Annotated in this window: 21 protein-coding genes and 1 other annotated feature; of the genes, 17 read left to right on the plus strand and 4 right to left on the minus strand. The window is 41.6% G+C overall.

The window, feature by feature from the left end:
* The first annotated feature begins 48 nt into the window (after positions 1-48).
* From BN1609_RS07215 to dtd, 13 genes are all read left to right on the plus strand, one after another.
* Positions 49-984 carry an L-lactate dehydrogenase gene (locus BN1609_RS07215; RefSeq protein WP_088815820.1) on the plus strand — a complete coding sequence of 312 codons (936 nt, stop codon included), beginning with the start codon at positions 49-51 and terminating at the stop codon, positions 982-984.
* A 72-nt stretch (positions 985-1056) separates the two neighbouring features.
* Complete coding sequence (ruvA, locus tag BN1609_RS07220) at positions 1057-1659, plus strand: Holliday junction branch migration protein RuvA (protein WP_088810020.1); 603 nt, start codon at positions 1057-1059, stop codon at positions 1657-1659.
* A gap of 13 nt (positions 1660-1672) precedes the next feature.
* Positions 1673-2686 carry a Holliday junction branch migration DNA helicase RuvB gene (ruvB, locus tag BN1609_RS07225; RefSeq protein ID WP_088810021.1) on the plus strand — a complete coding sequence of 338 codons (1014 nt, stop codon included), beginning with the start codon at positions 1673-1675 and terminating at the stop codon, positions 2684-2686.
* A complete protein-coding gene (gene queA, locus BN1609_RS07230) occupies positions 2683-3711 on the plus strand; it encodes a tRNA preQ1(34) S-adenosylmethionine ribosyltransferase-isomerase QueA (protein WP_088810022.1) in 1029 nt (342 codons plus the stop codon). The genes ruvB and queA overlap by 4 nt, the downstream gene beginning before the upstream one ends.
* A 74-nt stretch (positions 3712-3785) precedes the next feature.
* On the plus strand, positions 3786-4925 hold the full coding sequence (gene tgt / locus BN1609_RS07235; protein ID WP_088810023.1) for a tRNA guanosine(34) transglycosylase Tgt: 1140 nt from the start codon (positions 3786-3788) through the stop codon (positions 4923-4925).
* A 30-nt stretch (positions 4926-4955) separates the two neighbouring features.
* A complete protein-coding gene (gene yajC, locus BN1609_RS07240) occupies positions 4956-5291 on the plus strand; it encodes a preprotein translocase subunit YajC (protein ID WP_088810024.1) in 336 nt (111 codons plus the stop codon).
* Positions 5292-5457: 166 nt separating this feature from the next.
* Positions 5458-5766 (plus strand): post-transcriptional regulator, encoded by a 309-nt coding sequence (locus BN1609_RS07245; RefSeq protein ID WP_088810025.1) that lies wholly within the window; start codon positions 5458-5460, stop codon positions 5764-5766.
* A 32-nt stretch (positions 5767-5798) separates the two neighbouring features.
* Positions 5799-8063 carry a protein translocase subunit SecDF gene (gene secDF, locus BN1609_RS07250; RefSeq protein WP_088815816.1) on the plus strand — a complete coding sequence of 755 codons (2265 nt, stop codon included), beginning with the start codon at positions 5799-5801 and terminating at the stop codon, positions 8061-8063.
* 99 nt (positions 8064-8162) lie between these two features.
* Entirely contained in the window at positions 8163-8525 is a 363-nt protein-coding gene (locus BN1609_RS07255; RefSeq protein WP_088810027.1) for a lipopolysaccharide assembly LapA domain-containing protein, read from the plus strand.
* A gap of 168 nt (positions 8526-8693) precedes the next feature.
* Complete coding sequence (gene recJ, locus BN1609_RS07260) at positions 8694-10991, plus strand: single-stranded-DNA-specific exonuclease RecJ (protein WP_159458330.1); 2298 nt, start codon at positions 8694-8696, stop codon at positions 10989-10991.
* A 26-nt stretch (positions 10992-11017) separates the two neighbouring features.
* Complete coding sequence (locus BN1609_RS07265; RefSeq protein WP_088810029.1) at positions 11018-11539, plus strand: adenine phosphoribosyltransferase; 522 nt, start codon at positions 11018-11020, stop codon at positions 11537-11539.
* A 138-nt stretch (positions 11540-11677) separates the two neighbouring features.
* A complete protein-coding gene (locus BN1609_RS07270; RefSeq protein WP_088840712.1) occupies positions 11678-13894 on the plus strand; it encodes a bifunctional (p)ppGpp synthetase/guanosine-3',5'-bis(diphosphate) 3'-pyrophosphohydrolase in 2217 nt (738 codons plus the stop codon).
* 15 nt (positions 13895-13909) lie between these two features.
* Positions 13910-14362, plus strand: coding sequence for a D-aminoacyl-tRNA deacylase (gene dtd / locus BN1609_RS07275; protein ID WP_088810031.1), 453 nt, complete (start codon positions 13910-13912; stop codon positions 14360-14362).
* A 41-nt stretch (positions 14363-14403) separates the two neighbouring features.
* Here the strand turns inward: dtd and BN1609_RS07280 are convergent, their stop codons facing one another.
* Positions 14404-15684, minus strand: a complete 1281-nt coding sequence (locus BN1609_RS07280; protein WP_088810032.1) for an N-acetylmuramoyl-L-alanine amidase — start codon at positions 15682-15684, stop codon at positions 14404-14406.
* A gap of 207 nt (positions 15685-15891) precedes the next feature.
* Positions 15892-16114: a binding site (T-box leader), on the plus strand.
* A gap of 52 nt (positions 16115-16166) precedes the next feature.
* Here BN1609_RS07280 and hisS point away from each other — a divergent pair.
* Together hisS and aspS are read left to right on the plus strand one after the other, a co-directional pair.
* A complete protein-coding gene (gene hisS, locus BN1609_RS07285) occupies positions 16167-17432 on the plus strand; it encodes a histidine--tRNA ligase (protein WP_088815814.1) in 1266 nt (421 codons plus the stop codon).
* 12 nt (positions 17433-17444) lie between these two features.
* Positions 17445-19214, plus strand: a complete 1770-nt coding sequence (gene aspS, locus BN1609_RS07290) for an aspartate--tRNA ligase (RefSeq protein WP_088825605.1) — start codon at positions 17445-17447, stop codon at positions 19212-19214.
* Positions 19215-19396: 182 nt separating this feature from the next.
* On the opposite strand, the gene BN1609_RS07295 is transcribed toward aspS, so the two are convergent.
* From BN1609_RS07295 to BN1609_RS07305, 3 genes are all read right to left on the minus strand, one after another.
* Positions 19397-19777, minus strand: coding sequence for a hypothetical protein (locus BN1609_RS07295; RefSeq protein WP_088810035.1), 381 nt, complete (start codon positions 19775-19777; stop codon positions 19397-19399).
* A 128-nt stretch (positions 19778-19905) separates the two neighbouring features.
* Positions 19906-20274 (minus strand): P-II family nitrogen regulator, encoded by a 369-nt coding sequence (locus BN1609_RS07300; RefSeq protein WP_088825604.1) that lies wholly within the window; start codon positions 20272-20274, stop codon positions 19906-19908.
* 14 nt (positions 20275-20288) lie between these two features.
* The gene (locus BN1609_RS07305; protein WP_088810037.1) at positions 20289-21494 is read right to left on the minus strand and encodes an ammonium transporter; all 1206 of its coding nucleotides are present in this window, start codon (positions 21492-21494) and stop codon (positions 20289-20291) included.
* Positions 21495-21776: 282 nt separating this feature from the next.
* Here BN1609_RS07305 and BN1609_RS07310 point away from each other — a divergent pair, with 282 nt between their 5' ends.
* Positions 21777-22382, plus strand: coding sequence for a TetR/AcrR family transcriptional regulator (locus BN1609_RS07310; RefSeq protein ID WP_088810038.1), 606 nt, complete (start codon positions 21777-21779; stop codon positions 22380-22382).
* 94 nt (positions 22383-22476) lie between these two features.
* Complete coding sequence (locus BN1609_RS07315; protein WP_088815812.1) at positions 22477-24618, plus strand: MMPL family transporter; 2142 nt, start codon at positions 22477-22479, stop codon at positions 24616-24618.
* Positions 24619-25053: the final 435 nt, after the last annotated feature.

Below are 25053 nucleotides of genomic sequence, written 5' to 3' on the forward strand. Positions count from 1 at the left end.
TTTTTGTAGAATAGAGAGCGTAGTGAAATAATGAAGGGAAGTAAACGAATGAAACCACGGAAAGTTATGATTATTGGGGCGGGGAACGTTGGAACTGCGGCGGCTCACGCTTTTGTGAATCAGCGTTTTATTGAAGAGCTTATTTTAGTTGACATAAATCAAGATCGTGTGGAAGGAAATCGGAAAGACTTGGCTGATGCGGCTGCGTTTATTCCGGGAAAAATGGATATTTCTGTACGTGAAGCAAAAGATTGTAAAGATGTGGATATTGCGGTCATTACGGTGACAGCAGGTGCTTTAAAGGAAGGGCAAACGCGGCTTGATGAGCAAAAAAGCACATCGAAAATTGTTGCGAGTATTGTTCCGGAAATGATGAAAGGTGGCTTTAATGGCATTTTTTTGGTGGCTACAAACCCTTGTGACATCATTACCTATCAAGTTTGGAAGTTATCGGGGCTACCTAAAAATCGCGTTTTAGGTACTGGTGTATGGCTTGATACAACGCGGCTTCGGAGGCTACTCGCGGAGCGTCTTGATATTGCGGCGCAAAGTATTGATGCCTTCATTTTAGGTGAACATGGTGATTCGCAGTTTCCTGTTTGGTCGCATTCTTCCATTTACGGGAAACCGGTGAACGAATATAGCGCGGAGAAGCTAGGCGATTCTCTTGATTTGAAAGCAATCGGGGAGATTGCACGCGATACTGGTTTTGAAATTTATCACCAAAAGGGTTGTACGGAATACGGAATTGGTGGCACAATCGTTGAGATTTGTCGGCATATTTTTAGCGGAAGTCAACGTGCACTTACGGTGTCGTGTGTGTTAGAAGGCGAATACGAGGAGCGCGATTTGGCGATTGGTGTTCCAGCGGTTCTTAATCAGGACGGCGTCAAAGAAATTATTGAGTTAAAGCTGAACGGCGAGGAAGAAGAGGCGTTCAAGCATTCAGCACGTGTCATTAAAGACTGCATTGCACAACTGTAAGACGATTGTTAGCACAAATGTTCGTAATATGCTATCATGAAAGGTATGGTATGACAGAAGGGACGAATTGACGTGTATGATTATATGAAAGGCCAAGTTGCGGCCATTACACCTGAATATATCGTTGTAGAAGTTTACGGGGTCGGCTACCAAATTGTTGCCGGCAACCCGTTTGCTTTTGCGGCGCAAGAAGGAAAAGAAGCGAAAGTCTATTTACATCAACATGTTCGTGAAGATAATATTACGCTTTACGGATTTCAAACGACGGAAGAGCGTTATTTGTTTAAAAAACTGCTCGGTGTTTCAGGAATTGGGCCTAAAAGCGCGCTCGCTATAACGGCCGCAGGAGATGCTACGCAGCTTATTAATGCGATTGAAATCGAAGACGATGTGTATTTAACAAAATTCCCTAGTGTTGGGAAAAAAACAGCGCGTCAGATTATCCTTGACCTAAAAGGAAAATTAGGCGACGTGGTGACAAGTGAGATTCCTCATTTTGTGGCTAAAAAAGAAATTACAGATGGGCTTCCGCCGCAGCTCGAGGAGGCGGTTCTTGCCTTACAGGCACTCGGTTATAGTGAGCGCGAACTGAAGAAAATCGTGCCGAAACTGCAAGATGAGATGCTTACAAGTGACGGCTATATTAAACTAGCTTTGAAATTAATGACAAATTAAGGAGGGATGTGGCATGGATGAGCGTATTGTTTCTTCCGAAAATGTGAGTCCTGAAGAAATCTCGTTTGAAACAAGCTTGCGGCCACAATTGCTTGCAGAATACATCGGTCAAGACAAGGTCAAGCATAATCTTGGCATTTTTATTGAGGCGGCAAGAAGAAGGGAAGAAGCACTGGATCATGTGCTTTTATACGGCCCTCCTGGTTTGGGGAAAACGACGCTTGCGATGGTCATTGCGAACGAGCTCGGAACAAACATCAAAACGACAAGTGGACCCGCGATTGAACGTCCAGGCGACTTAGCGACAATTTTAACATCACTCGAACCGGGCGATGTGCTTTTCATTGATGAAATCCACCGGTTATCAAAATCCATTGAGGAAGTGCTTTATCCTGCGATGGAGGATTATTGTTTGGACATTGTTATCGGAAACGGGCCATCTGCGCGGTCGGTACGCCTCGATTTACCACCATTTACGCTGATTGGAGCGACAACGCGTGCGGGGCAATTATCGGCGCCACTGCGCGACCGCTTTGGTGTAATTGACCACTTGGAATTTTATACGGAAGAACAATTGATGGATATCATTTTACGGACGGCTAAAATTTTAACGACGGAAATTAATGCAGACGGCGCGCTTGAGCTTGCTAGGCGTTCACGCGGAACCCCGCGGATTGCCAATCGTTTATTAAAACGCGTGCGTGATTTTGCTGAAGTTAAAGGCGATGGACTTGTTTCTTATGAAGTCGCAAGAGATGCGCTAACGCTTCTACGTGTTGACCCGCGCGGACTTGATACGATTGACCAGAAGCTTTTGCAAACGATTATGACATCATTTCGTGGTGGCCCAGTTGGACTTGATACAATTTCAGCAAGCATCGGTGAGGAACGCGAAACGATTGAAGATATGCATGAGCCATATTTACTGCAAATTGGTTTTTTGCAACGTACACCAAGAGGTCGGCTCGCAACACAATTAGCGTACGACCATTTTGGAATTCAAAACGAAAAAGGTGTCCATGAATGAAAGTTGAAGATTTTGATTTTGATTTGCCAGAATCCCTCATTGCTCAAACGCCATTACTTGACCGCACGTCAAGTCGCTTAATGGTGCTGGACAAAAAAACGGGGGATTTAAGCGATAAAAAATTTACGAATATTATCGATTATTTAAACGAAGGAGATGCGCTTGTATTAAATGATACGCGCGTTCTACCTGCTCGCCTCCACGGAATTAAAGAGGAGACGGGCGCACATATCGAAGTGCTTTTATTAAAACAAAAAGAAGAAAATAAGTGGGAAACGCTTGTGAAGCCTGCGAAACGCATTCGTGTAGGTGCGAAAATCACATTTGGTGAGGGTGAGCTTTCGGCGACGTGTGTTGAGGAGCTTGAGCATGGTGGTCGTATTTTGGAGTTTCACTATACGGGCATATTTTATGAGGTGCTCGAAAACCTCGGAGAAATGCCGCTTCCGCCTTACATTAAAGAGCAGCTAAGCGATCAGGACCGCTATCAAACGGTTTATGCGCGCGAAAATGGCTCTGCTGCCGCTCCAACTGCGGGTCTGCACTTTACTGAAGAACTTTTAGAGGCGATTCGGTCTAAAGGAGTTCACGTGTGTTTTGTGACGCTCCATGTTGGTCTTGGCACGTTTCGTCCGGTAGACGTTAGCGATACGGAAAACCATAAAATGCATTCGGAATTTTATCGTCTGACGGAAGAAACTGCAACGGTTTTAAATCAAGTGAAAGCAAGCGACAAAAAAATTGTGGCTGTTGGTACGACTTCCATTCGGACACTAGAAACAATTGCAACAAAATTTGACGGCGAATTAAAAGCCGATTCTGGCTGGACGGATATTTTTATTTTCCCTGGCTATACGTTTAAAGCGGTAGATGCGTTAATTACTAATTTCCATTTACCGAAGTCGACACTCATCATGCTCGTTTCCGCTTTATCCACGCGTGAAAATATTTTGCGAGCGTATCAGCATGCTGTAGAAGACAAGTATCGCTTTTTTAGTTTTGGCGATGCGATGTTTATCCATTAATTTTGTGAAAAACCTTGTTTTCTATGTTTATTTTCGTTATGCTATTTAGTAGAGTAAAAAGAAAGAGGTAACACATGACAGCTATTCGTTATGAATTAATTAAAACTGATAAAAAAACAGGTGCGAGGTTAGGAAAACTACATACTCCGCATGGTACGTTTGATACGCCAATGTTTATGCCTGTTGGCACGCAAGCAACTGTCAAAACAATGTCGCCAGAAGAGCTTAAACAGATGGGTGCGGGTGTTATTTTAAGCAACACCTATCACTTATGGTTAAGACCCGGTGAGCAATTGATTGAGCAGGCTGGTGGTCTGCACAAGTTTATGAACTGGGACCAACCTATTTTAACCGATTCAGGTGGCTTTCAAGTCTTTAGCTTAAGCGATATGCGCGACATCAAAGAAGAAGGCGTTCATTTTCGCAATCATTTAAATGGCGACAAACTATTTTTATCACCTGAAAAAGCTATTCAAATTCAAAATGCACTCGGTTCTGACATCATGATGAGTTTTGACGAGTGTCCACCATATCCAGCCACACATGAATACATGAAGCGCTCCGTAGAACGTACGTCCAGATGGGCAGAACGCGGTCTAAAAGCGCATATGAAGCCTAATATTCAAGGTCTATTCGGCATCGTACAAGGCGGCGCTTATGAAGATTTACGACGTCAAAGTGCGGAAGATCTCGTTTCACTTGATTTTCCAGGCTATTCGATTGGCGGCCTTTCAGTAGGCGAACCAAAAGACGTCATGAATGAAGTGCTTGAATTCACAACACCTTTTCTTCCAAGTGGAAAACCCCGCTATTTAATGGGTGTTGGTTCGCCAGATTCATTAATCGATGGGGTCATTAGAGGCATCGATATGTTTGACTGTGTCTTGCCGACACGCATTGCGCGTAATGGTACATGTATGACTTCAAACGGACGCCTAGTTATTAAAAACGCCAAATTCGCAAACGACTTTGGACCGCTTGATGAAAACTGCAATTGTTACACCTGTCAAAACTATTCCAGAGCCTATATTCGCCATCTAATTCGCTGCGATGAAACATTTGGAATAAGACTTACGACTTATCATAATTTGCATTTTCTGTTAAACTTAATGGAGCAAGTACGTGAAGCAATTCGCTTTGATCGTCTGCTAGAATTTCGTGAAGAATTTTTTGAGCAATATGGTTTTAACGGACCAAATGCGAAAAATTTTTAATAAATATTTTTTTAAAGGAGCTGACAATTTTTGGGTGGTTTAACAGCATTTATTCCAATTATTTTGATGATTGTCTTGTTCTACTTCTTACTAATTAGACCTCAACAAAAGCGTCAAAAAGAAGTAACAAACATGCAAAATAGTTTAGCAAAAGGCGACAAAATTATTACGATTGGTGGTCTTCATGGCGTAGTTGAAGCAATTGAAGATGGCACTGTCGTACTAAAAACTGGCAACACGAAGCTGACATTCGATCGCAATGCGATTCGTACGGTTCTTGAAAAAGGAAACGCTGCTCCTGCAGTAGCACCTACTGAGCCAGTTGAAGAAGTAGCAGAAACTGAAAAAGAAACTGAAGAAAAATAAAGAAATCGCTCTAGTTCAAACTAGGGCGGTTCTTTTTTGTTAGGAAGTACCAATTTGAACAATTAAATGTGTCATTTATGTGGATTTTTCACTTTCTGCTTTTCATTTGGTTGATTTTTAGATAAAATGGGAATAGTTGATTGTAAAATGAGGGAGGGGAAGTGCGATGTCGCACGAAGACTGGTATGAAAGTTTGGAACCAGCTATTTTAATTAAAGTGGAAGATTTCCATCTTCTTAGTTATAGAGAAATCAAACCAGAACACATTTGGTCATTTTTAACAGAAGTTAAATGGGCTACAAATCCCACTCCGAATTTGCATGAACGTGTCAATGATATAATGCAGATGAACATTGGACAATTAATGGACTTTATTACAAAAACATCTAACGAGCCAGCAATTAGCGCTAGCGCAAACAATGAAACAGAGAATTTGGAAGATAATGAAGCGACATCTTCTGAACTTTCTAAATAGCATTTCATGGTTTAGATGAGGGAGGAAAAGAAATGATTAAGAAAAGTAGGTTAGTAACCTTCTTCCTAGTCGTGGCAATTATTTTTGGGGTCGTTTTCAGCACAGGGAAAATGGTTTTACAAAATATTAACTTGGGACTAGATTTACAGGGCGGATTTGAAGTGCTTTATCAAGTAGAGCCTGCTTCTGGAAAAGGTGAAGTGACTAAACAGACACTTACGGATACTGTAAGTGCCCTCGATCGCCGGATTAACAGTATCGGCGTAGCTGAGCCTAGCATCACAATTGAAGGAAATAACCGTATTCGTGTCCAGCTTGCTGGGGTGACGGATCAAAATGAAGCACGAAAAATGTTATCGACAACAGCGGAACTTTCTTTTAGGGACGCAAACGATAAACTTATGATGGATGGTTCTGATTTAGTTCCTGGGGGAGCAAAACAAGCTTTCGATCAAAATAATCAACCGATTGTCACACTGAAACTAAAAAGTGCTGATAAATTCGCTGATGTGACGAAAACAATTTTGGCTGAAAAACCTGACAACCAACTCGTTATTTGGTTAGACTGGAAAGAGGGCCAAAAATATAAAACAGAGAGAACTAAAAAAGATCCTGCTTACTTATCGGCACCAAATGTCAACCAAGTTTTAGACACAAATAAGGTTGAAATCTCGGGTAATTTTTCTGTTGAAGAAGCAAAAGACTTAGCGAACTTGCTAAATTCGGGTGCTTTACCAGTTAAGATGACCGAGGTATACTCGACATCTGTTGGGGCACAATTTGGTCAAGATGCGCTTGATGAAACAATTCTTGCTGGAATTATCGGGGTTGCGGCTATTTTCATCTTTATGATGCTTGTATACCGTATTCCTGGGATTATTGCATGTGTAACACTTGTTGCTTACACATACATTGTTTTACTCGTTCTAGCCTTGCTGAACGCAACGCTGACGCTTCCAGGGATTGCCGGGCTGATTCTCGGGATAGGGATGGCCGTCGACGCGAACGTTATCACCTATGAGCGAATAAAAGAAGAACTGAAAGTCGGGCGATCGACGAAAGCGGCGTTTGAAGTCGGCGTAAAAGAAGCCTTCCGTGCCATTTTCGATGGAAACATTTCGACTTTACTTGTTGCTTGTGTATTGTTCTACTTTGGAACAAGCTCGATTAAAGGTTTTGCGACGGTTCTAATTATTAGTATTTTAGTCAGCTTCCTAACGGCCGTTTGGGGTTCGCGTGTACTGCTTGGCTTGCTTGTTAAGAGCAACGTATTAAACAATAAACCACGTGCCTTTAGTGTGAAACCTGATGCCATTCATAATTTGCATGATGGTATTAGCACGTATGACTTAAAAACACCATTTGATCGTTTTGATTTCGTTAAGAATCACCGGTTGTTCTTGTGGATTTTTACGGGCATCGCCATTATTGGGATTGTTGTTTTAAGTTTCTTTAAACTTAATCTGGGCATTGATTTTGCGAGTGGTACGAGAGCAGAAATTACGTCTGATTCACCGCTAACAGAACAGCAGATTAAAAAAGATTTAGATGACATTGATATGCCGTCTGATAATATTGTTTTCCAAGGTAAGGATAACAAAACGGCGGTAGTTTCCTACAAAGGTGCTCTTTCGCAAGATGAAATTGCGAAATTTAAAACGCATTTTGAGAAAGAATATAAACATGAACCAAGCATTAGCACAGTAACGCCGACTGTCGGGAAAGAACTCGCGAAAAACGGCTTGTACGCAATGGCAATAGCTTCGGTACTCATAGTTATTTATATTGCGATCCGCTTTGAATTTTATATGGGGATTGCGGCGATTCTATCGTTACTATTTGACGCCTTTACCATCTTCATTTTCTTCAGTATCTTCCAGATTGAGGTTGATCTGACATTCATTGCGGCGGTTCTAACTGTTATCGGGTATTCGATTAATGATACGATTGTAACAGCGGACCGGATTCGAGATATTGGACGCAAGATGGGGCGTTATAAGACGAAAGAAGATGTGGCATTTGCTGTTAATCACGGTTTACGTCAAACATTCACGCGTTCGATTAACACTATCTTGACGGTTATTTTCACGGTTGTGGCGCTTGTCATTTTTGGTAGTGAATCGATTTTAAGCTTCTCAATCGCTTTACTTGTTGGGCTTGTTTCAAGCGTATTCTCTTCCATTTTCATGGCCATGCAGTTGTGGTATGTCTTTAAAGCACGTCAAGTGAATAAAAAAGGACCAATTGCAACGGTTAAGAAAAAGAAAAGAAATAACCCATCGCAACCTATGGTATAAAAACGAGTAACGAAAGTCGGACGAGTTGTCCGGCTTTTGTTTTAGCATAATTTTTTGCGGGAATAAATTTGTATAATTAGAAAAAAGGAGACAGATGCTATGAAAAATCAATGGCAGGTTATTGTAGGAATTATTTTAGCGATTTTAATTGCTGTTTTTGCGATTATTAATGTTGAATCAGTTGAAGTCAATTTCTTTTTCGCAAAACTAGAGTGGCCGCTTATATTAGTTATTTTAGGCTCAGTGCTTATCGGAGGCTTGATTATTTTCTGTTTGAATATTGCTAAAGTACGAGGGATGAATAAGCAAGTCAAACAACTTCATGAAGAAAAAACAAATCTAGAACGCCAACTTGCGGCGGCGAAAGCGATGCAAACAAAAACGTCCACGATTTCAATTCGCGACACAGAAGAAACAGAAGTAGCCGATGCGAAAGTTGAAAATCAGGATGAGCAAAACTAATATTTGAATACAAAACGCAGCTCGCAAAATCAGAGTGATGCTAAACGGTAAGACTTTATTGCCGTTTAGCATTACTCTGGAGCCCAAATCGATTTTGATTTGGGCTTTTTACTATTGGTTTTTCCGATGTTTTCCGATATAATAGGAGGGTTGAAAGGTGGGGGAATTGTGATTCATTCAAAATACAGATGGAAGACCGAAGAAGTTGACGGCGAAAAAGTAGCAAACCTAGCTAAAGAGTTGAATGTGTCGCTTCCGCTTGCGAAAATGCTTGTGAAACGTAAGATTACGACGGAAGGGCAGTACGATAAGTTCATGAATCCTTCCAAATATGCGAGTTATGATCCTTTTTTACTTGCAGAAATGGAGCAAGCTGTAGAACGGATTAAGTCTGCGATTCAAGCGGGCGAAAAAATTATGATTTACGGTGATTATGATGCGGACGGCGTAACGAGCATTGCGGTGCTTTACAAGACGTTAGAAAGTTTGGGGGCACTTGTACAGTTTTATATTCCAAATCGCTTCACGGAGGGTTACGGGCCGAATCAGAACGCATTTCAAATGATTAAGAACCAAGGCTTCGATTTGATTATTACGGTTGATAATGGGATTGCGGCTCTTGAAGTGATGGATTTTGCTCAAGAAATCGGGATGGATGTCATTATAACCGACCACCACGAAATGCGCGAAACCTTGCCGCAAGCAGTTGCGGTTATCCACCCAAAGCACCCCGACTCGAACTATCCTTTTGAAGATTTAGCGGGGGTCGGCGTTAGCTACAAACTTTCGCACGCGCTGCTTGGCGAAGAGCCGACGCACTTATTAGACATGGTAGCCGTAGGGACCGTAGCGGACCTTGTTTCATTAACAGATGAAAATCGTCTTCTTGTACAAAAGGGACTTCAAGTGCTTCGTGAAAAGCCAAACACAGGCTTGCGTGTTCTCGCTTCGAAAGCAAGTGTCAAATTGGAGGAGGCAAACGAAGAAACAATTGGGTTTGCCATCGCCCCAAGATTAAACGCTGTCGGTCGTTTAGGCGCTGCTGACCCGGCTGCGGAATTGCTACTCGCTTTTGATGAGGAGGAAGCGGAATATTTGGCCGAGGAAATTGATGAAGCAAACGTCAATCGACGGAAACTCGTTAGTGACATCACCGCGAGCGCCGTTGCAATTTTGGAGGCGAAAACTGAAATTCCGAGTATCATTGTGGTTGCTGAAAAGGATTGGAATCCAGGCGTGCTAGGAATTGTTGCGTCTAGATTAGTAGAAAAATTTAATCGTCCGGTCATTTGTCTTGCCATTGATGAGGAGGCGGGGATTGCTAAAGGTTCTGGCAGAAGTGTACCGCATTTCCATTTGTATCAAGAGCTTGATAAAAACAGGGCGATTCTTGAAGCGTTTGGCGGGCACCCCATGGCAGCTGGTATGACGGTGTCGCTTCATAATTTAGCGGCGCTTGAAGCGGCTTTAATTGCGCAGGCTGATGCGTTAGATGTCACGAGTGTAAAACGAGAGCTTAGCGTGGAAGACACGTTGCAACTCGCTGACGTTTCACTGCCATTCATTCAGATGATTGAAAAGATGGCGCCATTTGGAACGGGCAATGTGAAACCAGTTTTCCAATTTGAAGAGATTAATTTGAAAGATACGAAACGAATTGGTGCGGATAAAACGCATTTGAAAACGGTGCTGACCGACCAAAACGTGCTTTTAGATGGCATTGGTTTCAATTTAGGTGACTTGGCGGATAATGTGGCACAAAATGCGCTTGTTAGCGTTGTAGGCGAACTGAATGTGAATGAATGGAATCATATTCGGAAGCCGCAACTTAGGTTGGTTGATCTTGAAGTCAATGAGTTCCAGCTTTTTGATGCGCGTAACCGAACAGAATGGCAACGTTTATTAAAAGAATCTGAGCGCGAACGGGTTTTCATCTGCTTTAACCAAGAAACCGTAACGAAACTTCCGGCGATTGCTGCGAATGTGGTGTATACGCCTGATGACAGGGAGAGCGCGCGTGAAGTGGTTTTTGTTGATTTACCGAAAGAAACGGGTCACGTGGAGGCGTTCATTAAAAAGTTCCAGCCTGAGCGGATTTATGTCCATTTCGGAGCATCTGAAAATCAAGATTTCCAGGCGCTGCCAGATAGAAAGGCATTTGCGAATCTTTTTGCCCTGATTAAAAAATATCAACCTTTTTCGCTTGAAAAGTATGGTCCTGCTTTAAATCAAAAGTTCGGTTGGAGTAAACAACAAATTGATTTTATGTCAAACGTGTTTTTTGAGCTGGATTTTGTTAAAATAGAAAGTGGCGTGATTTTACTAAATAACCTTTCAGAAAAACGAAATTTAGAAGAGGCCGAAATTTATCAATCGAAAAAACAAGAACTTGCAACACGAGAAAAACTGCTTTATGCGAGCTTTAATGAACTATTTAGCTGGATGAAGCGCATTATGGAGGCCTAGTGCCTACCCACTTTGGAGGAATAAACATGGATTTAAATGATCTTAGAAAATTTGTCGCAATCGTGGAGGATTGGCCAAAAGAAGGCATTGTATTTAAGGATATTACACCGCTTATGAATGACGGTGAAGCTTATAAATTTGCGACAGATCAGATTGTCGAGTATGCTGAAAAACTACAAGTAGATTTGATTGTTGGGCCAGAAGCGCGTGGCTTTATTATTGGTTGCCCGGTTGCTTATGCGCTTGGTATTGGTTTTGCACCAGTACGTAAACCTGGCAAATTGCCGCGTGCAACAATTGAAATGGAGTATGAGCTTGAGTACGGTACAAATACGCTAACGATGCATAAAGATGCGATTAAACCGGGGCAACGTGTGCTCATTACAGATGATTTGCTTGCAACGGGTGGTACGATTGAAGCAACGATCAAACTTGTGGAAAAACTTGGTGGAATTGTTGCTGGGTGCGCCTTTTTAATTGAACTGACAGAATTAGAAGGACATAAAAAATTGAACGGGTATGATCGCTTGATTTTGATGGACTTTTAAGTTAGAAAAAACATTTTCCTTTTGGAAAGTGTTTTTTTCTAGTGGCGCATGAAAACTACTTTCTAAAGCCACTTTAGTTGTGTATAATAGTAACTAAGAATCTATTTTAGACAAGGGGAAAAGAAGGGGGTGGATAAAATGGCGAAAGAGCAAAATTTGACAGCAGAGCAAGTCATCGAAATGGCTTCGAATTATATGAATGAAACGCATCTGGAAATTGTGAAAAAGGCTTATGAATATGCGCGAGATGCACATAGTGAACAGTTTAGAAAATCGGGAGAGCCATATATTATTCATCCAATTCAAGTAGCAGGAATTCTTGTTGAGCTAAGAATGGACCCTGAAACGGTAGCGGCAGGTTTTTTACACGATGTTGTCGAAGATACGGATGTGACACTTGAGGATTTAACAGAAACGTTTAATGCTGAAGTGGCGATGCTTGTGGACGGCGTTACAAAACTTGGGAAAATTAAATATAAATCGCATGAGGAACAGCAAGCTGAAAATCATCGGAAAATGTTCATTGCGATGGCGCAAGATATTCGAGTTATTTTGATCAAGTTAGCAGACCGACTGCATAATATGCGTACTTTAAAACATCTTCCGGTAGAAAAACAGCGCCGGATTTCGACGGAAACACTTGAAATTTTCGCACCGCTTGCTCATCGACTTGGGATTAGCCGCGTGAAATGGGAACTTGAAGATACAGCATTACGCTATTTGAATCCGCAACAATACTACCGCATTGTACATTTGATGAAACAAAAACGCGGTGCGCGTGAGCGCTATTTGCAAGATGTGATTGACGGCGTTTCAGACAACTTGGATGAATTAAATATTCAGGCGGATATTTCTGGTAGGCCGAAACATATTTATTCGATTTATCGCAAAATGTCGGAACAGCATAAGCAATTTAACGAAATTTATGATTTATTGGCGGTACGGATTCTAGTTAGTAGCATTAAAGATTGTTATGCGGTACTGGGCGTCATTCATACGCGCTGGAAACCGATGCCGGGACGTTTTAAGGATTATATTGCGATGCCGAAATCGAATATGTATCAGTCGCTGCATACGACGGTTATTGGACCGCAAGGCGAACCGCTTGAAGTGCAAATTCGGACGCATGAGATGCACCAAATTGCAGAATACGGGGTTGCCGCGCACTGGGCGTATAAAGAAGGAAAAGTCGTTAACTCGAAAACGTCATTTGATAATAAAATGACTTGGTTCCGTGAAATTTTGGAGTACCAAAATGAGTCTGATAATGCGGAAGAGTTTATGGAATCGTTAAAATTAGATTTATTTGCGGACGTTGTGTATGTGTTTACACCGAAAGGCGATGTTTACGAGCTACCAAACGGCTCGGTTCCACTTGATTTCGCATACCGAATTCATACGGAAATTGGGAATAAAACGATTGGCGCGAAAGTGAATGGCAAAATTGTCACACTCGATTATAAGCTGAAGACTGGGGATATTATCGATATTTTAACGTCGAAGCATTCCTACGGGCCAAGTCGTGACTGGTTAAAACTCGTGCAGACGTCGCAGGCGCGAAATAAAATCCGTCAATTCTTCAAACGGCAAGCGAAAGAAGAAAATGTCGAAAAAGGCCGGGATTTGGTTGAAAAAGAACTTCGGCAAATGGATTTTGAACCTAAAAAGATTATGACGAACGAAAATCTCAAACGTCTCCTTGAGAAGCTGAATTTTTCCCATGAAGATGATTTGTTTGCTGCTGTTGGATATAACGGGATTACGGCGCTTCAAGTGGCGAATCGTTTGACGGAGAAAGAGCGGAAGGAGCGCGACCAAGAGGAGCAAACGGAAAAATTGCTTTCGCAAGCGGAAGCGCGGAATAGCAATGCGGAGGCCAATAACGAGAAGCTTAAAATCAAGCATAATGCGGGTGTAGTTGTTCAAGGTGTTGGCAATCTGCTTATTCGTTTGTCCAGATGTTGTAACCCTGTTCCGGGCGATGAAATTGTGGGCTATATTACGAAGGGGCGCGGGATTTCGATTCACCGTTCGGATTGTCCGAATGTGCAGTTCATCGAAAGTGAGCGGCTCATCGGCGTAGAGTGGGAAGATGCAGATTTTCAGGCGAAAAATGATTATAATGTGGATATTGAAATTTATGGTTATAATCGCAATGGCTTATTGAATGATATTTTGCAAGTAATTAATAGTTTGACTTCAAACATTAATGGCGTGAATGCGAAAGTTGATAATAATAAAATGGCAACGCTCGTATTAACTTTGCAAATTCATAATATTAATCATTTACAGCGCGTTGTAGATAAAATTAAACAAATTCCAGATGTTTATACGGTAAGACGATTGATGAGCTAGGGAGGATGATTGGCTATGCGTGTTGTGCTTCAAAGGGTTACAAGTGCAAGTGTGACGATAGATGATGAAATTATTGCGGAAATTCCACAAGGATTCTTGCTTCTTGTTGGTTTTACTCATACGGATACAGAACGAGAAATTGATGTTTTAGTACAAAAAATTGCAAATCTCCGTGTTTTCGAAGATGAAAACCAGAAAATGAATTTATCCATTCAAGAGGTTTCGGGAAACGTGCTTAGCGTATCGCAGTTCACACTTTATGCAGACGCAAGAAAAGGGCGCCGACCAAGTTTCACGGACTCGGCACCGGGTGCGGAAGCGGAAAAGCTTTATAATCGATTTAATAAAGAGTTGGAAAAAGCTGGTTTAGGTGTAGACGCCGGGGTTTTCGGAGCGGATATGAAAGTTTCGCTTGTTAATGACGGGCCAGTCACGATTTTGCTTGATTCAGCTGATTTAATGAAATAGAAAAACCGGAAAGTAAGCTTAACACTTACTTTCCGGTTTTTTTAGTTTGCGAAATAGTTTGCGAGTCCTTCTGTTACGCCTTCAGCAATTTTTGTGCGGTATGAATTAGAATTGATGTTGGCTTCGTCAGTTTTTGAACTTAAATAGCCAAGTTCTAATAAAACAGCAGGTTGCGAGTTTTCGCGTACAACGTAAAAGTCGCCAACACGAGCACCGCGATTTGTTGTTGGAAGGGTATTGCCAAGACTCTTATTAATGCTTTTTGCGAGCCCTTTATCACTGCTATCATAATAGTAAGTAGTTTGGCCGCTTACGCTTTCGTCGTTGTTTTCAAGGCTATCAAAATGCAAGCTGACAAATGCATCAGCATTGTTTTTCGAAGCTACTTTTGTACGCTGACGTAATGAAATATATTCATCGTGGTCACGCGTCATAATCACTTTTGCGCCAGCTTGCTCTAGTCGAGCTTTAATGGCATTTGCTGTTTTTAACGTTGCTTTCTTTTCTATGGTTCCATTTTCACCTTTTGCACCGGGATCGTTTCCACCGTGGCCTGGATCAAGGACGATAGTTGCTTCAGAAAGTTTCGTCGTTTTTGATTTAGCGGGTTTTTCATTTTCATTTCCTACATCGACAACCCAGTTTGCTACATAACCAGTTTGTCCATCAGCTGTTTGAACTTGATACCAGTCACCTTGGACACCTTGAATTCCGTAAGCATGACCAGAGTTTGCTTTTTCAATCACTTCACCGCTTAAATCAGGCTTGCTTCGAATATTTGTAGAGTCATCACGAATCGTTAAACTTTGCAAATTATTTTGGTCAACTTTTGTCGTTGATTCACGAATTGTTATGTAACTCGCATTTACCCAAGCGTTTTGCCCTTTATATTGAATTTGAGCCCAGCCGTTTTGTTCACTCACAACATTGATTTGATCACCTGTATTTAATATGCCTAAAACTGTGCTATCAGTTGACGGTTTGGACCGGACATTTAAGCCGTTTTCAGAACTTACGATCGCCATACTATTACTTGCAGCGCTCACATCTGTGTTTTCAACGAGCCAGCTGGCTACCCAACCGCTATTTCCGTTATCTAAACGAACTTTATACCATTTATTTTCTTCTCCAATGACGCGAAGCACGTCACCTTTACGGACTTGACTTGTTACGTCATAAGCAAGACCTGGACCGTTTCGCACGTTTAAAACTTCCGCCTGAACGCGAACGGCATTTGCATTCGCCATCGCAATCGTTGTAATAACCCCCGCTGCAATGAGTAACGCCGATAAAACGGTGATAAATAAAAATTTATTCTTCACGAAATTGCTACACCACCTTTATAAAAACTTCTTCAGGTCATTAAAATGGTACCACAAATTAAGCTTTCATGGAACTATTAACCATAATTTTTTGAAAAAAGAAAACAATTTTACGCACTACTGAATGTTATTTGATATAATTTTACAGTTTTTCTTTTAGCTAATTGACTTTAGTCGTTTTTTTTAGTAACCTAGAAATAATTCATATTTAAACTGATGACGAAGAAAAGTACAAAGAATCACTCCCATAAAAGAGAGAATTTCATTTGCTGAGAGAAATTCATGGTGAAACTTTTTGGAAAGACACTTCCGAGGTTTTGATCGAAAACGAGTAGGTCGAAACGTAGTCCGGCGTTAACGGAAGAGTGGGAATTTCAAAAATTCCAATTAGGGTGGTACCACGGGTGAATCTACATCTCTCGTCCCTTGTTTTCGGACAAGTGACGAGGGATTTTTTTATATTCAAAAAAGGAGGAAATGTGATGAAAATTCAATTACCACGAGGCACGCGAGATATTTTACCTGAAGAGGTACAAAAATGGCATTTTCTTGAAGATAAATTTCGCGAAATCTGTGAAAACTACCGTTATGAAGAAATTCGTACTCCAATTTTTGAGCACACGGAGTTATTTGAACGTGGTGTCGGAGATTCAACGGATATTGTTTCAAAAGAAATGTACACATTTCATGATAAAAAAAATCGGAGTTTAACACTGCGTCCGGAAGGAACTGCTTCGGTTGTACGCGCGTTTGTTGAACATAAAATGTTCGGTGATGTCAATCAACCAGTGAAGCTATACTATAATGGACCGATGTTCCGTTATGAGCGGCCACAAGGCGGGCGGCAGCGTCAATTCACACAAATTGGCGTGGAGGCAATTGGGAGTGCGGATCCTGCGATTGATGCGGAAGTCATTGCGCTTGCGATGAATTTTTATAAATCCATTGGTCTTAAAAATATTTCGCTAACGATTAACAGTCTAGGGGATAAAGAAAGCAGGTTGAAACATCGGGATGCTCTGATTGCGCATTTCGAACCGCGCATTGACGAGTTTTGTTCGGATTGTCAAAATCGATTGCATAAAAATCCACTTCGTATTTTGGATTGCAAGACGGACCACGCACATCCACTTGTGGCAACGGCGCCATCTATTTTAGATTTTCTAAATGAAGATTCCCGTCTCTATTTTAGCCAAGTAAAAGGGTTTTTAGAGGCAATTGACATTCCGTTTGTAGTGGATCCAACGCTTGTCCGCGGGCTTGATTACTATAATCATACGACGTTTGAAATTATGAGTGATGAGGAAGGTTTTGGGGCTAAAACGACACTTTGTGGCGGCGGTCGCTATCACGGACTTGTGCAAGAATTTGATGGTCCAGATACTCCGGGAATTGGTTTTGGTATGGGCGTTGAACGTGTGCTTCTTGCGCTTCAGGCGGCAGAAATTGAAATTCCAAAAGATAAGGAACTTGCTTGTTATGTCATTGTAGCGAGCGAGGAAGCAGAACTTGAAGCAGTTAAAATCGTGAATCAGTTGCGAAATGCTGGTATAAGTGCTGATAAAGATTACCAAAAGCGCAAATTTAAAGCGCAAATGAAAGATGCGAATCGCAAAGAAGCAAAATATACGGTTATCATCGGAGAAGAAGAGCTTGCATCGGGTGAATACCCGCTTAAAAATATGGAAACGGGTGAACAAATTTCAGTTTCAGCTGAGGAACTTATAAGCCGTTTAACGAAATCCTAAGGAGGAAAAAACGTGGAAAAGAGAACAGCATATTGCGGAGAAATAACAGAAAAATTCATTGGTCAAGAAGTCGTATTACACGGTTGGGTACAAAAACGTCGTGATTTAGGTGGGCTTATCTTTATCGATATGCGTGACCGCGAAGGAATTGTCCAAGTCGTCTTTAACCCGGAGTTTTCCGAAGAGGCGCTTCGTATTGCGGAATCCATTCGTTCAGAGTTTGTCATTACCGTAAAAGGAAAAGTGGCCGCGCGTGATGAGGCGGTTATCAATACTAAAATTGCAACTGGGAAAGTAGAAATTGTGGCATCAAGCGTGACGATTTTAAATCGTTCCAAAACGCCACCATTTTACATTGAAGACGGCATCAATGTTTCCGATGAGCTACGTTTAAAATATCGCTATCTTGATTTGCGCCGCAACGAAATGGCAGAAACATTTAAAATGCGCCACACGGTGACGCGCGTTTTCCGCGAAACATTAAACAAACTTGGTTTTTATGATATTGAAACACCGTATTTAACGAAAAGCACGCCTGAGGGGGCGCGTGATTATTTAGTTCCAAGCCGCGTTTATCCGGGGAATTTCTATGCGCTACCGCAATCACCGCAAATCTTGAAACAGCTTTTAATGACAGCTGGATTTGACAAGTATTACCAAATTGTTCGTTGTTTCCGCGACGAAGATTTAAGAGGCGACCGGCAACCTGAATTCACTCAAGTCGACCTTGAAACTAGCTTTTTATCCAAAGAAGAAATTCAGGGCATGACCGAAGAAATGCTCGTAAACGTTGTACGGGAAGCGAAGGGGATTGAAATCAGTGCACCATTTCCGCGCATGACCTACAGTGAAGCGATGTCACGTTTTGGTAGCGATAAACCAGATGTACGCTTTGGCCTAGAGCTAATCGATATTTCAGCTCTTGTAAGCGATGTGGCATTCAAAGTGTTCACGTCTGCAATTGAAGCTCGCGGCGTTGTTAAAGCAATTAACGCAAAAGGAGCGGCTGATAAATACTCGCGTAAAGAAATTGATGCGCTAGGTGAATTTGTCGGCACTTACGGCGCGAAAGGACTGGCATGGCTTAAAGTTGAAGAAGGCGAGTTAAAAGGTCCAATTGCGAAGTTCTTTGACGAAGCAAAGCAGGCTGAATTACGCGCAGCACTTGATGCAGAAGCTGGCGACTTACTCCTTTTTGCAGCAGATACAAGCGAAGTAGTTGCGGCTTCTCTTGGGGCACTCCGCTCAAAACTTGGGAAAGAGCTGGAACTGATTGACGAAAGCAAATTCGCTTTCTTATGGGTAACAGATTGGCCACTATTTGAGTACGATGAAGAAGCAAAACGCTACGTTTCTGCACATCATCCGTTCACTTTACCAAGAGCAGAAGACATTCCTCTTTTGGAAGAAAAGCCAGGAGAGGCGATGGCGGAAGCCTATGATATTGTGCTAAACGGCTATGAAATTGGCGGCGGCTCGCTTCGTATCTATCAAAAAGAAGTACAGCAAAAAATGTTCCGCGCGCTCGGCTTTACGGACGAAGCAGCAGAAGAACAGTTCGGCTTCCTCATGGATGCGCTTGACTACGGCACGCCACCTCACGGCGGTATCGCGCTAGGACTCGACCGCATTGTGATGATTTTAGCTGGAAAAAACAATTTGCGCGACACAATTGCGTTCCCTAAAACAGGAAGTGCAGTTGACCCACTAACAAACGCGCCTGGTGAAGTAAGCAAAGCACAATTAGAGGAGTTAGGTTTGACTGTTCCTGAAAAAGAATAAGAACCATAACAATGGAGGAGAAAAACAACAATGACAACTTTTACAGCGTTCATTCCAATACTTGTGATTTACGTTCCAATTATTATTTTATTTTTCGTTCTTGTCCATCTGTACCGAAAAAAACGGAAGTCATCAAATAAATAAAAAAAGTGGTGTGAAGTTTTTAGCTTCGCACCACTTTTTTAAAATCCAGTCGTAATGGCTTCCATATTATCGACTTTAACTTTATTTACAAGTAGACCTTGATTGGCCTCGTTTTCCCAGAAAGGACCTTGTAAATTTTTAGCTACTTCTTTACTGACTTTATTTTTATTATAGAATGTCGCTTCTACGTTATAACGACTGCCCTTTTTAACGGTCTTCCACATTTCTTCAGAGAGCGGGATAGTAACTTCTTCAGTACCCGCGCCGTCAATTGTGCCGCTAACAGTATGATCTGCTGATTTTTTGGTTGGTGTAAAATTAAACGTAATATCAACTCTTGTGCTCATGTGTTGATAGTAGAAATATCCGCCACCAATTAGCAAAACAGCAATTATAGTGAAAATGGGAATCTTACGCATAAAATGAGCTCGCGCCTCCAATCTAAATACATCTCACTATCAATTATAGCTGTATTCCGCCCATAGTAAAGGGGAAAAGACAATTTCTCATGATTTTTTTAGAAAAGGAGGCATTTATTTGGTTAATTTTAATTTTCAGTAGGTGAATCTTGAAGTGCTTGGGTTCCAGTTTCGCTTGTGCTAATTTTAATCACTTCGCTAAGCGGATAAATAAAAACTTTCCCATCGCCTGGTTCTCCAGTTCGGAGTGTATTTTCGACGACGCGTAAAACGTCTTCTACAGGAACAGTACTTACGACGATTTCAATTTTCATGCGTTCATGAATATTATTTTCTTTCTTTTTGCCGCGGTACAATTCGATGAAGCCTTTTTCAAGACCTGTGCCGAGTGCTTTTGTTACAGTTAAACCGCTAACGCCGATTTTAGCCAATTCTTTTTGGAAGGCTGCAAATCGGTTGGGGCGCGTAATAATCTCAATTTTTGTTAAATTTGCCATTGTAAAACCTCCTTTTAATCCTGATAAGCTTTTTCGCCGTGAAGTGTCAAATCTAGGCCTTTGTATTCTTGTTCTTCGCTAACACGAAGCGGGAGGACGAGTTTGATAAGTACAACGATGATGATGGTTGCGATTGCGACGAAGACAACGGTTATGGAAATGGCTGCCAGTTGTTTAAATAATAACGCCGGATTTCCATAAAATAAACCGTCGGCTCCTGCCTCATTGATTTTAGTTGTGGCGAACAAGCCGGTTGCGATACCGCCCCAGATGCCACCGATTCCGTGAAGGCCAAATGCATCTAGAGCATCATCATATTTGACTTTTCCTTTTAGCCAGTAGACACCCCAGAAACAAAGCGCGCCGCCAAGAAGGCCGATGAGCATGGAAGCAGGAACGGTGACAAAACCAGCGGCGGGAGTGATGGATACAAGACCCGCGATAGCGCCTGAAATTGTTCCAAGCATAGTGGGACGCTTATTCGTTAGCCACTCGACAAGGCACCAGCCGATAATGCCGGCCGCAGCCGCTGTGTTTGTGTTGACAAATGCCGCCATTGCGACGTTATCAATTGTGAGCGCACTGCCGACATTGAAACCGTACCAACCAAACCAAACGAAGATTCCCCCGATTAAAGCAAGGGGAAGATTGTGTGGTGAAGCCGTATCGACTTCCTTTCTTCGTCCGAGCATGATGGCGAGTACAAGACCTGTTATACCGGAGCTAATGTGAACGACATTACCACCAGCAAAATCAAGCGCGCCTAGATTGCGAAGGAAACCGCCGTCACCCCAAACCCAATGTGCGACAGGGGCGTAGACGAGGAGTGACCAAAGGATAATGAAAACAAGATAGGCGGCAAAATTCATTCGTTCTGCGAAAGCGCCAGATATGATAGCGACTGTTAAAACAGCGAATGTCATTTGAAACATCATAAAGAGCAGATGGGGAATAGCATCGCTGTATAATTCATTCGGTGCGAAACCAACTTGGTTTAAAAAGCTCCAGTCAAAGCTGCCAATGAAGCCATTATTTGGTGCGAAGGCGAGCGAATAACCTACAACAACCCACAAAATCGAGATGACGGCCATCGAAGCAAAACTATACATCGCTGTACTTAAAACATTTTTTCGACGTACCATGCCACCATAAAATAATGCAATTCCTGGTGTCATAAGCCAAACTAACAATGTACAAAAAAACATAAAGACAGATTCCATATTCAACTCTCCTTTAATGTTAGATAAACTAACATTGATTAATTTCTTTATGCCACTATAATACATAAATAAATTTTAATTGCAAGAATTATTTATGAATTCTATGAATTTTGTTAGATTATCTTACATTTAGCGATTTCAATTCGGATTTTTGGAATGAATTTTAGGAGGGAAGAATGTTTTTTTAGGAAAGCGATGTCAGTTTTAATCTAAAAGAAGGGTGGGAAAATCTTGTTTGTTTATGATAAAATGAAACCATGTTGAGGAAAAGGAGCGTTTGACATGGTGAAGAGAAGTCGAGCAGAAGAATTTTTAATTACGCGCAAGAAAATTTTAGATGCTGGCCGAGATTTATTTATGGAAAAAGGATATCGGAGCGTGTCAACGCGTGAAATTGCTGTCATCGCTGGAATTACGCAGCCGGCACTTTATCACCATTTTAAAGATAAGGAGATGCTCTATCTTGAGGTTGTGAAGGAGCTTACGACGAGCATTCAAGCTGACATGAGCGAGTTAATTCGGAAAAATTTAGCGCCGGTGGATGCGCTAAATGAGATGGTTATCATGCTAATTGATAAACACCCGACCAATATTTTACTAATGATTCATGATATTTTGAATGAATTAAAAGAAGAAAATCAATTTTTACTTTATACGCTTTGGCGTGATACGTATTTGCGTCCATTTGAGCATGTTTTTAAGCAATTAGAAGCTCGTGCGGAAATTCGTGAACCTATTTCTGCAGAACGCGCTGCTCGTTTTTTCCTTTCAGCGATAAGTCCACTTTTCTCGCAAATGAGCAAGTTTGAAAGTGCTGAACCGACGGATGTTCGTGTGAAAGAAACGATTAATTTTATTTTGTTTGGGCTATGTAAAAAAGAGGTATAATTTAATATCTTTTTTTTATCGAAGCATATTTATCGATTGATAAGTGAAAGTATGCTAATCTATTTATCGACTGATAAACGAAGGGGGAAAAGATATGAGTCACTTTTTGGAAAAAATGGCTGATGGTGTTGGGGGAAAGAAAGGGCGTTTTGTGACGCTTTCCATTTGGATACTTGCTGTGATTTTGTTGCAGCTTTTCTTGCCGAGTGCGGATGAATATAAAGATGATGCGGCAAGCGACCTTCCAAGTAGCGAGCCATCTGTTGTAGCGGACAACAAAGTAAAAGAATATTTTGGTGGTCAGGCGGGAACGCCGCTTCTGATTACTTGGTATCGTGCAGAAGGTTTGACAAATGAGGACTTAGCGAGCATTCAAGCCATTAATGCGTCGCTTACAAAAACACCAGTGGCGCATCAGGAAGCCACGATTCCACTTGAGAAACTGCCACCAATTGTCCTAAAACAGCAACTTTCAAAAGACCAAACGACTTTCATTCAAACTATCTTGATGGACGAGTCTGCCACAGCAGATGAACTTAAAACGGGGATGAATGAAATAAAAACGCGTGCGGAAGGGGTACTAGGCGAGAACCCTTTTAGCCAAAAAATATCGAGTAAAGATGAGCTAGTTGCGCGGACTACAGGGCCAGCAGGTATTAGCGTTGATGCGACAGGGCTATTCCAAGATGCCGATGTTTCACTACTTATTGCAACGGTGCTCATAGTTTTAATTATTTTACTTGTCATCTATCGTTCGCCGATTTTAGCGCTTATTCCGCTTATTGCGGTCGGATTTGCTTACTTGATGATTACGCCACTACTCGGTTTTCTAGGCGAACATGGTTTCATCACGTATGGTTCGCAAGGGCTTTCCATTATGACCGTGCTCTTGTTTGGAGCCGGGACCGACTATTGTTTGTTCCTCATTACACGTTATCGCTCTGTTTTACGTCATGAGGAAAACCGCTTCAAAGCTTTCCGAACAGCGTTTAGTGGGACGTCGGGCGCTATTTTATTAAGCGGACTTACCGTCATGGTGGCACTCTTAATGCTACTTGCTGCACAGTACGGTTCATTTCACAACTTTGCGATTCCGTTTAGCCTTGCCATTTTGATTATGCTACTTTCATCGCTAACGCTAGTTCCGGCGCTTCTTGGGCTATTTGGCCGCGTTTCATTTTGGCCTTTTATCCCGCATCCGAATAAAAAACATAAAAGCGAAAACCAATTTTGGAATCGTGTTGGGAAACTTGCCACGAAACATCCAATTATTGTCACTATTGTCGCACTGCTTCTACTTGGGGGAGCAGCCATTCAAACGACCAATGTTTCCTATACGTATGACACACTCTCAACTTTTCCAGAAGATATGCCATCACGTGAAGGGTTTAAGCTAATAAGTGATCATTACGGGGCGGGGTATTTAGCTAAAGTCGAGGTGCTTGCTGAAAACCCATCTGAAGGGCTCAGGAAGGATTTAGAGAACATAAAAGGCGTTCAATCTGTTAGTTTGCCTGAAAAAAGTAGAGAGAATTCGAGTGTGGTGAAATATGATGTCGTACTCGATATGAATCCTTACAGCAATGAAGCGATGGATTTAATTCCAAAAATCAAACAAGTGGCAAGTGATGATTCAGCGAAAGCGTATGTTGCTGGTCAAACGGCTGCCCAGTATGATAGCCGCGCTGTGACGGAACATGATGAAAAAGTGATTATTCCGCTTGTCATTGCGCTTATAAGCATCTTGCTATTGACGTATTTGCGTTCGATTACAGCGACTATTTATCTTGTCTTGTCTGTTTTAATCTCGTATGCGGCGGCAATTGGATTAGGCTGGCTCATTTTGCATCACGGTTTTGGTGTAACAGCCATTTCAGGGCTCATACCGCTTTATGCGTTCGTATTTATTGTGGCGCTAGGAGAGGACTACAATATCTTTATGATTTCAAGTATTTGGAAAAACGCAGAAAAATGGCCGCTACGAAAAGCGGTTCAAGAAGGCGTACACCAAACAGGCGGGGTTATTACATCTGCAGGTGTCATTTTAGCCGCAACCTTTTTAGTTTTAACAACGTTGCCAATTAATCTGCTCGTCCAATTTGGACTCATTACAGCTATTGGTATATTACTAGATACATTTTTAGTTCGGCCGCTACTCGTTCCAGCAGTTACAACACTGTTTGGCAGATGGGCATTTTGGCCAGGTAAGAAATATAAAACGGTATCGAAAGATTAGAAAAATAAATAAAAGTAAGCAAAAATCCAGTAAAGCTCATTTTTTAAAGATGGCATTATTACTGGATTTTTGTCTATCTATTTTTCTTTTATGTCCTTTTTTTAAAAAGCTCACAAAATCTACATAGGCAGTAAGAAAAGTAACATGCTCTATTAAAATTGTAAGAAAAATACATAAACTGGAGATGAGTTTCAATTAGAATGCCCTGCCTGAATTGCGCGACCTTATGGCAAAAGCGTACGTAAGAGGGAGGTTGTTATAACGCTACAAACACAAGAACGGCTAGTGTGGGAGGAAGAGTAAGACCAACAAAATTGGGGGTTTTAATTTTAAAAGAGAGTTTCTTGTTGTATACTATAAGAGGTGTTTTTTATATAAATAGAGAAAAGGGGTGTAACCATGAACGGGAAAAAAATAGCGATTTCCATTATTGGT

Source organism: Listeria sp. ILCC797, from assembly GCF_900186185.1.
Classification (GTDB): domain Bacteria; phylum Bacillota; class Bacilli; order Lactobacillales; family Listeriaceae; genus Listeria; species Listeria goaensis.

Coding starts and splice junctions, on each gene's coding strand:
- BN1609_RS07215 (WP_088815820.1), top strand. CDS start 49: ATGAAACCACGGAAAGTTATGATTATTGGGGCGGGGAACGTTGGAACT.
- ruvB (WP_088810021.1), top strand. CDS start 1,673: ATGGATGAGCGTATTGTTTCTTCCGAAAATGTGAGTCCTGAAGAAATC.
- queA (WP_088810022.1), top strand. CDS start 2,683: ATGAAAGTTGAAGATTTTGATTTTGATTTGCCAGAATCCCTCATTGCT.
- tgt (WP_088810023.1), top strand. CDS start 3,786: ATGACAGCTATTCGTTATGAATTAATTAAAACTGATAAAAAAACAGGT.
- BN1609_RS07245 (WP_088810025.1), top strand. CDS start 5,458: ATGTCGCACGAAGACTGGTATGAAAGTTTGGAACCAGCTATTTTAATT.
- secDF (WP_088815816.1), top strand. CDS start 5,799: ATGATTAAGAAAAGTAGGTTAGTAACCTTCTTCCTAGTCGTGGCAATT.
- BN1609_RS07255 (WP_088810027.1), top strand. CDS start 8,163: ATGAAAAATCAATGGCAGGTTATTGTAGGAATTATTTTAGCGATTTTA.
- BN1609_RS07265 (WP_088810029.1), top strand. CDS start 11,018: ATGGATTTAAATGATCTTAGAAAATTTGTCGCAATCGTGGAGGATTGG.
- BN1609_RS07270 (WP_088840712.1), top strand. CDS start 11,678: ATGGCGAAAGAGCAAAATTTGACAGCAGAGCAAGTCATCGAAATGGCT.
- dtd (WP_088810031.1), top strand. CDS start 13,910: ATGCGTGTTGTGCTTCAAAGGGTTACAAGTGCAAGTGTGACGATAGAT.
- hisS (WP_088815814.1), top strand. CDS start 16,167: ATGAAAATTCAATTACCACGAGGCACGCGAGATATTTTACCTGAAGAG.
- BN1609_RS07295 (WP_088810035.1), bottom strand. CDS start 19,777: ATGCGTAAGATTCCCATTTTCACTATAATTGCTGTTTTGCTAATTGGT.
- BN1609_RS07300 (WP_088825604.1), bottom strand. CDS start 20,274: ATGGCAAATTTAACAAAAATTGAGATTATTACGCGCCCCAACCGATTT.
- BN1609_RS07305 (WP_088810037.1), bottom strand. CDS start 21,494: ATGGAATCTGTCTTTATGTTTTTTTGTACATTGTTAGTTTGGCTTATG.
- BN1609_RS07310 (WP_088810038.1), top strand. CDS start 21,777: ATGGTGAAGAGAAGTCGAGCAGAAGAATTTTTAATTACGCGCAAGAAA.
- BN1609_RS07315 (WP_088815812.1), top strand. CDS start 22,477: ATGAGTCACTTTTTGGAAAAAATGGCTGATGGTGTTGGGGGAAAGAAA.